This window comes from Variovorax sp. ZS18.2.2 (genome assembly GCF_024701975.1).
GTDB lineage: Bacteria > Pseudomonadota > Gammaproteobacteria > Burkholderiales > Burkholderiaceae_C > Variovorax.
The window spans coordinates 22,343-34,797 of record NZ_JANLNM010000015.1 but is presented as its reverse complement, the minus strand read 5'-3'; the positions used below and the strand labels follow the sequence as shown (position 1 = coordinate 34,797).

Sequence of the window (12,455 nt, the reverse complement as noted above, 5' to 3'; positions counted from 1 at the left end):
TTGGTTTGGATTCGTCGGTCGCGCGATGCCAAGCTGGTCTCATTGGCGGTAGTCGCCGCGCAGCGGCGGAACGGGTCTGGGCTGGCGCGGCGCGTCTACGTGCTGGCGCACACCTTCTCGCAGCAGCTGCAGATCGCGCTGGAGCCAGTCGTAGCGAAACCGCACGCGCGGGGTGGCCGGCTGCGACTGCTCGGCGCGCGTCACCAGCGCCTGGACTTGGGCGAGCTCGTTGTCGATGCGCGCGAGCTGCTCACGCTCTTCATCGCCATCGTCGGCAAGGCCGGCCTGCGCCGAAGCCGCCGTGCCCAGGCAGGCCATCAACACAGCGATGATCCAGGCCCTACTCGCCCTACCATGCGGAACGTTCGTGCGTGCGTCAGGACGATGGACTGCGAGTGGCAAAGGCATATGCTGTTCCAGATGGGTGTTGTGTGAGGTCATTGCTGTGAATGGGGACATGTCGGCCATATCGGTCATTGCGGTGCCGTCTGTGCTCAAAGGTATTTCTTGAAGGCCGCCACCGTGGTGGAAAGCGTTGCGGCGACCAGCACGGTGAACACGAGCACCATGTAGGCGGGGTTGAAACCGCCGAAGGGCCAACTGAGGTACAGACCGAATCCGCCCGTGAGCGCCCAGCTCGTGTAGCGCTTGGCGTGGTGGTAGACGAAGCTGCTCTCGCGCCCACCGCCCCATCGGCGCAGATCGCGGCGAACCAGCCCGTCGACCGCGCCAACCAGGCAGGCCAGTACGAAGGCCGGCAGCGCAAAAAGCGCTACCGACAGACGCAGCAGCACGTCCATGCCGACGTGCATGGACATGACGGCCCACTGGCCCAACGTTGTGAAGATCGACCGCGTGGTGCGCTTGATACCCTGACCGATCGGATTCGCCGCGCTGCGCGCACTGCCCGATTCGCCTGCGGTCTGCAGGCTTGTTTGTTGGCCCTGATACCAGCGCAGCAGCCCCACCCGCTCGTACGGCATGCGTACCCATCTCACGATCTGCAGGGCAAACGCCGCCGTGTCGTCGATCAGCAGGCTGCGCGGCGCCGCGGCGATGTAGCCCAGGTCCTGCTCCACCAGATGGCGTGCATGGACGACACCCTCGCCCTTCCAGAGCGTGTAGCTGCCCACGATCTCGATCAGGAGTCCGATGAACCAGGCAAACATCGCCACGAAGAACAGGCCCATGGTCACTTCGAGCGCAAGCTCCACCGGCCCGCGGGTGCGCGGGCGGACGGGGCCACGCGACGGCGCGCTCATGCCCCGTGCCCCATCACATTGCCCAGCACGGCCTGATTGCTCAGCACGTTGCCGCTGTTGCCATCGGGACCACGCATGCCGTCCCCTCTGTACTCATCGGCGTCGTCATCGATCCCGTCCGGCACGTTCGCCAGCGAGGTATCAATCAGCCCTGCCGCGCCCGCACCCAAGGGCTGCGCGCCCAGCCAATCGGTCTCGCTGGCCCACTGCTCGCTGGTGCGATAGCGCCGCTTCATATCGGTGGCCACCTTCTTGATGGACTCCGGCACGAACGCATCACCGCGGGTATCGGCCAGCGGGATGCGGATCTTGTAGCGTCGGTTGCCCTCCAGCAGCGCGAAGGCCTGGCCCTGGGGCAGTTCCAGGATGTCGGCCGCCTCGATCATCGGCGTCTTGGTGGAGGTGACGATGTCGTCGTTCCTGCTCGTGAAATCCACCCCTGTGCCCTGCGCGGCCGTGTCGGTGACCCCCGACATCGGCGTCAGATGCACGACGTCCACCTGCGGCACCTGCTCAGCCAGGAGGTTGGCCGTGGTGACCGAGCGCACACGCAGCATCACCAGGTGGTTGAAGTTGTCCATGATCTGGCCAGCCTTGGCGCGATCACCCACCTTGGCCTCGATGTCGAAGAACGACTGCGTGTAGGCCGTGATCCGAAAACCCGAGCCGCCCAGCTTGTTGACCATCGGCACGAACTCCGGCCCGCAGATCTCGTTGACCTCGTCGAAATGCCCGCACACCGTCGGCAGCACCAGCTTGCCTTCGGGATGGTGCGGATCAAGGCCGGTCTTGTAGAGCTTGCCGCCCACCGACACCAGGTCGGCCAGCATCGAGTTGCCCACGGCCGACGACACCACCGAGTCGGACAGCGCATCCAGTCCGACGTAGACGATGCCACCCTGGCGGATCACGCTCATCCAGTCGAAGATCGGCCGCTTGTCGTTGATGTCGAAGTAGTCCGGGCTGATCAGTTTGCCAACGGCCCCGGATGTGAGCTTCTCCAGGAAGGGTCCCAACGACGCGATGATCTTCTCGTAGAAGGAGCGGTCGTAGCTCACCGCGCCGACCAGGCCCAGCAGCACGTTGTCCGTGACGCGGGATTCCTTGATCCACAGGATCATCGCCACCACGTCTGCCGAACGCGACTGAAGATTGCGATCGACGGCCAGCTTCTTGTCCAATAGCAGCTTCTCGTTCCTGGCGAGTTTTTGCTCGTAGTCCGTGTGCAGTCCCTCGGCCGCCTGCATCCGGAACACCATGTGCGCGTAGTCCATGAAGAGCGGCTCGATCCCCGTCACATCCCGCAGCAGCGTGTCGTAGGTCGGAATGCGCCCAAGCGCGACCTGGGCCTGCGCGACGATGTTCGTGAAGCGCCAGGAGAATTCCTTGAACGCGGCTGAGTTGCCCGACGAGGGCAGCGCGTTGGTGGCGCGCGCGGCCACTTCGGTGATTCGCGAGAAGTTGCCGATGCCGTTGTAGCGCGCCGAGATCTCCGGGTAGCCCAGGTGGAAGAGATAGAAACGGTCCGCGCGCCCGACGCGGTTGGCCTCGGCGTACAGGCGCATCATCAGCTCGGCATCGCCCTTCGGGTCGATCACGATGGTCACGTGGCCAGCATGGATGTCCTGTGTGGCGAGCAGCTCCAGCAAACGTGTCTTGCCCACGCGCGTGGTGCCCATCACCAACAGGTGGCCATTGCGCGCGGATTGCCGCAGCACGACCGGCCGCTCCTCCAGGCTGCCGACACCGTGCAGCACTGGCGAGCCGCCCAGATCCAGATGCGCCCGCAACGGATTGAGTGGCCCACCGAAGGTGGTGAGGGCATGCACGGCGCGCGCGCCTGCCACACTCAAAGCGGAAGGCGCAGCGGTGGTGGTAGTGCCGGAAGTGGGCAGGGCCGCAGACGGGGTTGGCGAGCCCGGCGCGGAGCCGAGCGTCTTCTCGGACCACGTCCGCATGCGATCGCCCAGCCTGGACAGCGCCAGTTCCCTGGCAGTGGGCCGCACGAAGGGTTCAGCGTCTTTGCGCTGCGCATCGCGCTTGCGCTGGGTGTGCTGCTGGGTCCACTCGAAACCCTCGCCCAGGTACAGGTTGTCCTTGGTGACCGGCAGCCGGTGCGGAGCGACGCGGGTGAGCTTGGAGAATTTGAGTCCTTTCTGGTAGCGGATGACCTCCAGCGCCTGGCGCATGCGCACCCAGCCAAAGCTCAAGGCGATGGCCGCCGCCACCCACCCCAGAAACGGCGGCATCATCAGGGCCCAGGGCGCGGCCATCGCCACCAGGGCCACGCTCCAAGCCGCGGCCGTGCTCCACAACTCGACCGGCGGGCGAAGCAACGCTTCGAGAACGGTGTTGTTCTTCATCGGCCGGTCCCCGGGTGCGTTTTTGCGCGAGACGGACTCGGACCACCGGTACCGTGGCTCGGCACATGCGTTGCCGACGCTTCGCGTCGATGCAGATGTTCAAGCCAGCACACAAGGTCCGTTGCCAGAACCGACTTGCCGCTGCGAGTCGAAGAGAGGACGAACGTGTGGCCCCCATCGCGCTGCATGTCCACAGGGAAGTACAACGTATGTTCCAGTGAAGGCTTCATGGCGTCCCCCCAGATTGCGTCTGCATCAGCCTCTGCAGATTCGGCTGCGAATTCAGGATCTGCCGCACCGTTCCATCGGTCTGGATCAGCACCGGGTAGACATTCACGCCTGCCTGCAAGAGGCGCTCTTCAAACCATGCCGATTGGTTCGGCGCAAGCGCGATACCTTCAGCCTCCAGTTGCAGCAGCTTGAAAAATCGCGCGTTCGGCGCATCGAGCACCACACCCCATGCGCCCTGTGCGCGCAGCGCCTCGCGATTGAAACGAAGCCACTGAATCGAACGCCGGTCGGTGCCGAGCACGAACATCGGCTGTACCAGCCAACGTGCAGGAAAGACCGTCGCCTCGACACCCGGCAGATCGAACACGCCGGCCGATAGACGGGAGCGCAGCGGAAACGCCAAGCCCTCCATCACGCCAGGCTGGCCCGGCCCGGCCACCAGGTACGACACGTAAGGCGCGATCGGCACGCTCTGGCCGCTGTCGTGGATCTCCTCCAGTGGCTGAGCGCCAGCTGCTCTTGAGCCGAGCATGCCCGTGCAGACGGCCACGCCGACGTACATGAACGCGACCCACAGCCATGCGAGGGCGCGCATCGCATCGATCTGGCGATGCAGGCTTGCCGTGGGGCCTTTTGCCTCAGACATAGCGCCTCGCCACAGCGGCCGGAAGCAGAGTGGCTGGATCGACCCCCATGCGCCGCAGGCGCACGAAGACCTTGCGCGCATAGTCCAGCGCGCGCTCGCGCGTGCTGGATGCATTGACCGATCCGGCGTGGTAAAGCCCTGCAGCCGCGAACCAGTTGCCCTGGGCCTGGAAGTGCTCGCGCAAGATGCGCGCGCCCACGGCCAGGTTGGGGTACGGGTCCAGCGCCTGTTCGAAGCTCTGTAGCTTCTGCTGATGCCAGTGCCAGTTGACCTGCATCGCGCCGCAATCCACGTTCGTGATGCCCGAGCGCACATAACGGCGCAGGGCGGCCAGTGTCTGCTCGTAGGAGGCATAGCGCTCACCACGCCCGCGAACGCACAAGGTCCAGGGGTAGGGCAGCGTGGCCCGGCCGAAGGCCATCTGCGATTCCTGCAGGGCGATGCCGAAGAGCACCCACGCAGGCACACCGCTGCGCTGCGCGGTCAGCAAGTAGGCAGTGGGCGGGCGGCGCAGCGCTTGTACGAGTTCGGGCCGCGCCGATGTTCGCGGAGTCACGCGTGGCCGTGTGATTCCCGGAAGAAAGGTCCTGACTTCATTGGCCCGGGTGTCCGTCAAGCGCGGCACCAGCACCTTGATCTCCGAGGGCGCGTAGGGCAGCCATGTCTCGCCAGCAGCATGCACATCGACGCCCATGCCCAAGGTCAACCCGCCGAGGCACGCGCCCAGCAGATCGCGACGCAGCAGGCAAGGGCGCATGCGTTCTTGTCGCGGATCTTGAAAGAGGGACGTGAGCGGCGTCATGGTTCGTACGAAGCTTTTGCCGGCCTAACGCCGCTGCTCCCGCACAGGCTGTGCACTGGATGGGGCACCTCCCTCGATCAGCATCGAGCGGGGCACATTCATCGCGTCGGCCGAGCCGACCGGCGCGTTCACCTTCGGCAGGCCCCTGAAATCCACGATCGGCTCGTTCGGATACAGCCGGCCGATTGCTTCCTGGTAAGCGCTGTTCCAAGCGAGACTGCGCTCCACATCCGCGTGGAATGCACGCGCGAACATCTCCGCGTATTTGCGCCGCTCGGCATCGCTGCGTGCATGAATGCCAAGAGCTTCAACAGGTGAGAGGTTCTCCACCGAGAAATTCGCGCGCGGACCTTGCAGCAGCACCTTGGCACGCGCCATCTCCTCGTGGCTCAGGCCCCAGATGTCGCCGATCAGGCGATCGCGCGCGGTCAGTTCATTCGCGCCGACTTCGCGCGTGTTGGTCTGGGTTTTTTGCTCCTGGGTTGTACCGAGCGGGCGGGCCTGGGCGGCGGCACCGTCCACTGCCAGCGCGAGAGGAACGACCATCAACGCCACCGCGAGGGTCGGGCAATGCGATCGCAGGCCCACGAACTTCGTCATTTGTATCGTCATCGACATCCGCATTCCCTATCCCCCCTGAGAGATCGACAGCGTGAAAGTGCGACCGCCCTCGTAGCCGAAGGTGGCCGTCTTGGAAACCGGGTCGACGGACTTGAGTGCGATGCCGTTGTAGGCATCGCCCGGCTGCATCACGCGCACGCGCTTGTCGCCAGGCAGTCCGCTGGAGAGCACCACGGAGGGCTTTCCGCCCCACATGTCCACCGAGAGCAATTGGCCGCTCATCGGCGGCGGTACCGCAAGAACGGGCTCCGGCGCGGTAGCCTTGGCGACGGTCGCCCGCGAAACGCGAGTCGAGCGCGTGCGCGTCGGCGCACTCGGCGTCACTGGTGCGGATGCAGCCGTAGATGTAGGCGCCGGCCCAGTCGCGCCCATATTGGCGACAACGGCAGTGGGCTTGGCCGACGGAGCCGATCGCAGTTGTTCCAACTGCGATTCGAGTTGCGCGATGCGCCCTTGGAGGTCTTTGAGCGCCTTCAACTCGACAAGACGATCCGATTGCGCGTTTGCTGAGAGGAGGGTTTCGTGCGCCGTGGCCGACGAGGTGGGCGCAGCCGATACGCCGAGGGATACCGTGGCAGGCGCAGGCGAAGGTGTGGGAGTTGGTGTCGTTGGCTGCGCCGCCACTGCATTCGAGGATGTGGGTTCACCAGCCGAGAGCTCCATTGCCGCATTGGCCGCCCCCTCCAGATTCGGCAGCGGACTGCTGTCCAATGCGGCTTGACGACTGGCCTCGGTGATTGCCAGCGCCTCTTCGGGGGAGGACGCCGTGCTTTGCGCAACGCCTGGCGCCAGCATGGCGATGCTTGCCGGGGGTTGCCGGTAGATGTCGATCCCTTTCCATAGCAGGAACACGGCGCCAACTCCGAACGCGCCGAGCGCTGCAAGCATCCACAGCGGGATGCCCCGTCGCACGTGGGGTTCGTTCAGGACCGGTTCTCGAGGGACATCCTCGCGCTTGAAGATCGAGAAGAAGGATGACAAAACCGATGGCGTTTTGCCCGGAGCCTGGTCATACGTGGCGATATCCTCGCGCTGGTTTTGCCGCGCAAGGCGCAGTTCGCGCTCTTCGTCGTCGCTCAGCAGCTGCTGATCCAGGTCATCGAGAGTCTGGCGCTTGTGCTGGCTGTGCTGTTCGTCGCGTTCGCGCCGCAAAGCGACTTCGCGGTCATCTTCCGGTTCGGCCATGAGAATCACTTCCCCTGCATTCCGGGAAAGCGGCGCAGACCGCTTAGCCGAGCGTGAACCCGGCCACTTTTGACGGACCGCGCGTCCTTGAGCGCGGCGAGCATCTCCTGCGCGTGAGCCACCGCATTGGCAATCAGGTCATCGCACACGATGCCCGTATCGGCCAAGTACCTGCGCTCGATCGTCACGGGGCAGGCATGCGGCGCCAGCTTGGCACCGATCGAGATACGCGAATTCGAGCTGCGCGGATTCATGTGGCGCGAGGCCATGGACATCTCCCGGGTTCCGTTGACAAGGAAGCCCAGGACCGCGAGAACAGTGGAGCAGTCGGAAACCAGAGAGTACCGAGGAAGACCGAGCCACTGGCCCCTTGGCCCTGGGCCAAACGTGACGCCTCGAAGCGTCGCCAGCACCGGCAAGTCTTCAGGCCAGGAGCGTTTGTCTCAAGCCGATACCGTGTGTTAGAAAAAGGATGGTTTTCGATTGCCAGTACATGATTTATCGTGTATATGGCCTTCGAAAGCAGCAACCGGGGGCCGGTTGCGACGGGCAAATGGATGCCTACGGGTTAATGGCCCAATCCAAAGGGCGCGCGATCACCTCTAAAGCGGTGATCGCGCAAAGGGCTTACCGGTATGGGGAAGACCAGCTACGGGCTTATGCTGCGCCGCTCGCCCGGGGCGACGACCGGCGCAGCGGGGAACCGCTGACCCAACCCGATGGCGCTTCGCAAATCCCGGCCGTGCTGTTGCAGAACTTGTCGTCGGTTTGTACGTGTCGTCGGCTAGGGTGTTGATGAAAGGGACTGACGCAATCTCTTGCGTGCGTGGTAGCCCACTTTTTGCCCACTGCGCGACCGTCGCGTGGTAGCCCACTTTTTGCCCACTGCGTACGCGGTTGGTCAAATCCGCGCACCACCGCCCATCAATGCCCCATCCTTTTGCCCAACCACGCCTGTTCCAACGGATTTCCCCGATTAATGCCTTCCTCACGATCCGAAGCTCGGCTCGAAACCCGTGCCGATCTTGAGTTATCCACAGGCCGTCCGTGATCAAAGCCACGTTTTTCAACCCCTCAGCTCCGAATTCCAGGGAAATGCCTCCAAAAACCCTCTCCCCAAATGCCGAAACCGCAAAACTTAAAATGCCGAAAACGCTAACCCATACTAAATACATATCTCTAAAAACAACGACATCGCGCGTACGCGTGCGGGAGGGGAGGGCACCGGTCCTGTGGATAACTTCGCCGTGAGACGACCGCCAAGTCGTCGTTGTTCGTTAGAAACAAGAAACGCATAAATCCGGGGCGGAGTTTTTGCATTGAAGCGGCATGCAGTACGCCAGAACGCCCTCCACTGAATTTTTTGAGGCAGGTCGAGGGGGCGGGTGCGTCGCCCCCACTTCCCCACCCTCCAGGCCCTTTAAATCAACCTCTGGTTCGGCGGCCCGTTTTCGTCGGCGGTCCCACTCTTGAAGCAGCGGAACCCGGCACCGTTGCGGCCAGACTCAGCCAACGGACTACCTTTTGAGCCGACCAGTGAACGCCTGAACCAGGCTCCAGTTTTCCCATCACAGTTTTGGATATCCGTCAAGGAAATACCGCCCTCAATTTCCCGACACATGTCGCTGGAAATTCCCTGCCCCAGGGCTTTTAATTCCAACTCCATTCCTGCGTGTCGAGTCTGGCCCGTGCATGCAGGGCCGTCGGTTGTGTAGCAACGAACAAGTCTTGGAACCATGGACCAACCCAACCCGCCCAGGTGGCGTGCCCAGATGGAGCCCCTGCAACCTGATGAAGAGGCGCCGCTATATGGGCGCGATGAGTTGGACCATGCGCATGCGCCCTATGTCATTGCTCGTGCGCTGAAGCAGCTGGATCTGTCCGACTGGCTCCCCAAGCTGATGGAATGGCTGGGCCATTACGACGGCCTGGAGGCTCACGTCGAAGACGGAAACGACGCGGCCATCAGCGTGCGCGATGTCCTGCTGGCGTTCGTGAGCAAGCAGGCCGGCAAGAAGCTCGTCGGCGTAGCTCCGAACGAGCTGGGCGCCGACCGGGCGCACAAGATCGCGCTCAAAAAGCAGGTCGTCGATGCGTTCCTGAAGCAGGACTTTGTCTGGTATTGCGCGGTCTGGGACACGGACATGCGCCCGCGGTGGAATCCCCTGAAGCAGTCCTGGATGAGCTTTTGCGCGCTGGGTGGTCAAGGCGTGACGATGGGCGTGTGGCTGCGCCCCCTGGACGTCACACCCGAGGAGCAAGGCCTGGACAAGGTCGAGGCCTACCTGCTCGACAACGATGGCGACGATCATGGCAATGAAGACGATAGCGCCAATGCGCGCGGGGAGGCCCCCTGAAGCAGGCCGCCCTCCGGTTGTCGAGCCTGGTGCTCGGGTTCGTCGGCTTGCGTTTCACGTCAGCCGCCCGGCACAAGGCTGGCCAGCCGTCGCCAGGGCGCGCAGGCTCATCTTCGTCATCGTCCTCCTTGTCTTCATCGTCGAGCTCGCGCCAACTGGCGGCAGCAATACCAGCCCCCACGCCCATCGCAACCACCGCTCCCGAGGTCGCCGGTTCGGCCGAGGGTTGGCTTCGCGTGCTGGACGCCGAGCAGCTGTTGCGCTGCATCCAGGCCGACAAGGCGATCGGCGAGATCTGGCGCCAGTCACGCCTGTCTTCCGAGGTCTGGGAGCGCGACTGCTTGCCGGCGCTTCGCAACTATGCAGAGTTCGTGCAGTTGGCACCGGCATCGGAGTCGCATCACCATGCCCATGTGGGCGGTCTCCTGTCCCACACGATGGAGATGGTGCTGGCGGCCATGACCTGGCGCAATGGTCACTTCCTGCCCGCGGGCAAGCCTATCGAGGCGATTGACGCGCAGCGCGACGAATGGACCTACGTGGTGTTTTTCGCGGCACTGTTGCACGACGTGGCCAAGCCGATGACGGATCTGCGGCTGTCCTGGCGCAGCACCGACATGGCCGATGCGCTGCGCTGGGTGCCAATGGCCGGCAGCTTGAGCGAGGTGAGCCGCAGCCGCAGGAACCCTGAGTACCTGGTGGAGTTCGCTCCGAAATCCCAGCGCGACTACTCCGCCCATTCCCGCCTGGCCATGATGCTGCTGCCGCGGATCGCGCCGGCCTCCGCGCTGAGTTTCATGGCGCGTCAGCCCGAGGCATTCGATGCGCTCAACCGCTACCTCAGCGGTCAGGATACCGAGAGCCTTTTGGCCCGGATCGTTCGCAAAGCGGATCAGGCGTCAACGCAAAGAGCGCTGCTCACCGGCAGCAAGGCACGCTTCAGCACATCGAACTCGGTGCCGCTGGTCGATCTGCTGATGCAGGCGATCGGCTCGATGCTGCGCGCGGGCACGAGCTTGCCGTTGAACAGGACGGGCGCGGCGGGCTGGATCCACAACGGCTCGATGTGGTTCGTGGCCAAGCGCCTGGCGGATGCCGTCAGAGCGTGGATCAAGACGCATGCGCCCGACGAAGCGGTGCCGGGGGAGACGAAGAACGACCGGTTCTTCGACACCTGGCAGGAGTACGGTTGCATCGAGCCGAATCCGGTGAGCGGGCAGGCGATCTGGTACGTGACCGTGCATGGCCGCGGCGCAGAGGAATCTGGCGCAACGGATGACGATGCCAGTGGTGGCGAAGATGATGGTGATAGTGGAAGCACCGACCTGGCGCAGGGCGCCTACAGCCATTCGCTGTCGATGCTGCGCTTTCCGCTGAGCAAGCTGTTCGACAATCCGGCAGCGTATCCGCCGGCGATGCGCGGACACATCGAGGTTCATGCCAAACGCGGCAAGGCGGATGCCGAAGAAGGTGAGACTGCGGGTATCGGCGCGGATACCGGGGCAGATATCTCCACGGCGGAATCCGCCGCGAAGCAGGCCATGCTTGTTTCAGCCTCCCGCAGTGGAAAAAACAAAGATGCTGCTGCAGGGGGTTCCGGGGCGATGGCAACCACACCGCAAAGGCCTCCAACCTTGCCTCCAGCGCATGAGGATGCTGCAGGACAGACCTCGCACGCCGGCAAACTTGCCAAGCCTTCCAGGCCAACATCTGCGCCAGGTTCCAAGGCTGCCGCCGAACATCCGACGGATGCATTGAGGGCGCCAGCATTCAACAAGCCGGCCACTGCGCCAAGGCCCGCAAGGCAAGCACAAGAAGCTGCGCCAAGCCCACGTGCCGCGAATGCAGCGCCGGCCGCGAAGAACTTCAGCGCCTCCATGTCGGGGGCCCTCGAATCCGCTGTCCTCGATGACGACGTTGCGTACCTCGTGGACGTTGACCCGAGCGATGCGCGTCCCGGGTCGAGTGATCACCGTCATGCATTGGTCAATCCCGATTCACAGACGCGTGCTGCAGGAAAGACGCAGCCCGGGGGCAGGGCTGCCAAGAGGGTCCCGGCCAGCGGATCGACGGTACGTGTCTCCAGCTTGAAAACAAGCCAAGAATCTGCCGCGCTGGTGGAGACTGTGCCAGCGCCACGACGAAGCGCAGCCATTGCGGGCGAAGCCATTCGGACGCAGCCAGATCCAGTGGCTGGATCAGGTTCGGCACAGGAAGAAAAGGACGACGACGAAGTCATGCGACAAGTGGCCGGGCATGACAAGGGCGGTTTTACGAAACCGATTTTTGCTTCGTCTCCGGCAATGAAGCGCAGTCTGATTTTTGAGGGCGCGCCATCGATGTCGGCGCGCACGCGGGCCACGGCGGGATCGTCGCGTCGCGCCGAGACTACCCGCCATGAAACCGACCACCATGTCGACACTGTCACATCCGTCGGCACCAGGGATCCTCACATGCAACCAAGTCCCTCTGGACAGGACGCATCACCAGCGCCGGTGATGCTCGTGCCCAAATTGCCGAAGATTCGCAGCCACGGTGTCGACGGCAAGAAGGCCGAGCCCAGCGAGGTTGCATTGGATTTCATGAGGTGGCTTCAAGCTGGGCTGGGCAACCGCGAGCTCAAGTACAACGAGACGGGCGCGGCCGTTCACTTCACGCCCGAGGGCATGGCGTTGGTCTCGCCCATCATCTTCAAGTTGTTTGCGGCCACCGAAGTGGACGATCCTGAAATCGACAAACGCTCGATGCTGGTCCAGCGGGAAGTCATCAAGGCCGGATGGCACATGTCGGGCCCGAGCAATACCAACATCATTCGCTACGAAATCGTCGGGCGAGGTGGCGTTACGAAGGGCAGGCTATCGACCGTGGTTCTTGTCGAACCAGAGCGCTGGGTGCTGCCGGTGCCGCCTTCGAATTCGGCATTGCAGCTGAACTGAGATATGCCGGCAAGCGGTATGCCTACGGCCAAAGTTTATACGACCTAAACTA

At 63.6% G+C, this 12,455-nt stretch carries 10 protein-coding genes; 2 read left to right on the top strand and 8 right to left on the bottom strand.

Features of this window, described 5'->3' with window-relative positions:
* Positions 1 to 39 precede the first annotated feature (39 nt).
* The 8 genes from NU688_RS32835 to NU688_RS32800 form a co-directional block, all read right to left on the bottom strand.
* Positions 40 to 318, bottom strand: a complete 279-nt coding sequence (locus NU688_RS32835) for an RAQPRD family integrative conjugative element protein (protein ID WP_257865247.1) — start codon at positions 316 to 318, stop codon at positions 40 to 42.
* 176 nt (positions 319 to 494) lie between these two features.
* Entirely contained in the window at positions 495 to 1,262 is a 768-nt protein-coding gene (locus NU688_RS32830; protein ID WP_257865135.1) for a TIGR03747 family integrating conjugative element membrane protein, read from the bottom strand.
* On the bottom strand, positions 1,259 to 3,625 hold the full coding sequence (gene traD / locus NU688_RS32825) for a type IV conjugative transfer system coupling protein TraD (RefSeq protein ID WP_257865134.1): 2,367 nt from the start codon (positions 3,623 to 3,625) through the stop codon (positions 1,259 to 1,261). Before traD ends, NU688_RS32830 begins: the two co-directional genes overlap by 4 nt.
* Before the next feature lie 226 nt (positions 3,626 to 3,851).
* On the bottom strand, positions 3,852 to 4,451 hold the full coding sequence (locus tag NU688_RS32820; protein ID WP_257865133.1) for an integrating conjugative element protein: 600 nt from the start codon (positions 4,449 to 4,451) through the stop codon (positions 3,852 to 3,854).
* 43 nt (positions 4,452 to 4,494) lie between these two features.
* Positions 4,495 to 5,259 (bottom strand): transglycosylase SLT domain-containing protein, encoded by a 765-nt coding sequence (locus NU688_RS32815; protein ID WP_257865132.1) that lies wholly within the window; start codon positions 5,257 to 5,259, stop codon positions 4,495 to 4,497.
* A 69-nt stretch (positions 5,260 to 5,328) separates the two neighbouring features.
* Positions 5,329 to 5,904, bottom strand: coding sequence for a hypothetical protein (locus NU688_RS32810; protein WP_257865131.1), 576 nt, complete (start codon positions 5,902 to 5,904; stop codon positions 5,329 to 5,331).
* 27 nt (positions 5,905 to 5,931) lie between these two features.
* Complete coding sequence (locus NU688_RS32805; protein WP_257865130.1) at positions 5,932 to 7,110, bottom strand: hypothetical protein; 1,179 nt, start codon at positions 7,108 to 7,110, stop codon at positions 5,932 to 5,934.
* Between the two features lie 5 nt (positions 7,111 to 7,115).
* Entirely contained in the window at positions 7,116 to 7,379 is a 264-nt protein-coding gene (locus NU688_RS32800) for a hypothetical protein (RefSeq protein ID WP_257865129.1), read from the bottom strand.
* Between the two features lie 1,467 nt (positions 7,380 to 8,846).
* Here NU688_RS32800 and NU688_RS32795 point away from each other — a divergent pair.
* Together NU688_RS32795 and mobH are read left to right on the top strand one after the other, a co-directional pair.
* Positions 8,847 to 9,467 carry a hypothetical protein gene (locus NU688_RS32795; RefSeq protein ID WP_257865128.1) on the top strand — a complete coding sequence of 207 codons (621 nt, stop codon included), beginning with the start codon at positions 8,847 to 8,849 and terminating at the stop codon, positions 9,465 to 9,467.
* A gap of 128 nt (positions 9,468 to 9,595) precedes the next feature.
* On the top strand, positions 9,596 to 12,403 hold the full coding sequence (mobH, locus tag NU688_RS32790) for a MobH family relaxase (protein WP_257865127.1): 2,808 nt from the start codon (positions 9,596 to 9,598) through the stop codon (positions 12,401 to 12,403).
* Positions 12,404 to 12,455 lie beyond the last annotated feature (52 nt).

What these genes read in the sequence shown, in the direction of transcription:
- traD (WP_257865134.1), bottom strand. Translation starts at nt 3,625, where the DNA reads ATGAAGAACAACACCGTTCTCGAAGCGTTGCTTCGCCCGCCGGTCGAG.
- NU688_RS32800 (WP_257865129.1), bottom strand. Translation starts at nt 7,379, where the DNA reads ATGGCCTCGCGCCACATGAATCCGCGCAGCTCGAATTCGCGTATCTCG.
- NU688_RS32815 (WP_257865132.1), bottom strand. Translation starts at nt 5,259, where the DNA reads ATGCGCCCTTGCCTGCTGCGTCGCGATCTGCTGGGCGCGTGCCTCGGC.
- NU688_RS32805 (WP_257865130.1), bottom strand. Translation starts at nt 7,110, where the DNA reads ATGGCCGAACCGGAAGATGACCGCGAAGTCGCTTTGCGGCGCGAACGC.
- NU688_RS32820 (WP_257865133.1), bottom strand. Translation starts at nt 4,451, where the DNA reads ATGCGCGCCCTCGCATGGCTGTGGGTCGCGTTCATGTACGTCGGCGTG.
- NU688_RS32795 (WP_257865128.1), top strand. Translation starts at nt 8,847, where the DNA reads ATGGACCAACCCAACCCGCCCAGGTGGCGTGCCCAGATGGAGCCCCTG.
- NU688_RS32835 (WP_257865247.1), bottom strand. Translation starts at nt 318, where the DNA reads ATGGCCTGCCTGGGCACGGCGGCTTCGGCGCAGGCCGGCCTTGCCGAC.
- NU688_RS32830 (WP_257865135.1), bottom strand. Translation starts at nt 1,262, where the DNA reads ATGAGCGCGCCGTCGCGTGGCCCCGTCCGCCCGCGCACCCGCGGGCCG.
- NU688_RS32810 (WP_257865131.1), bottom strand. Translation starts at nt 5,904, where the DNA reads ATGACGAAGTTCGTGGGCCTGCGATCGCATTGCCCGACCCTCGCGGTG.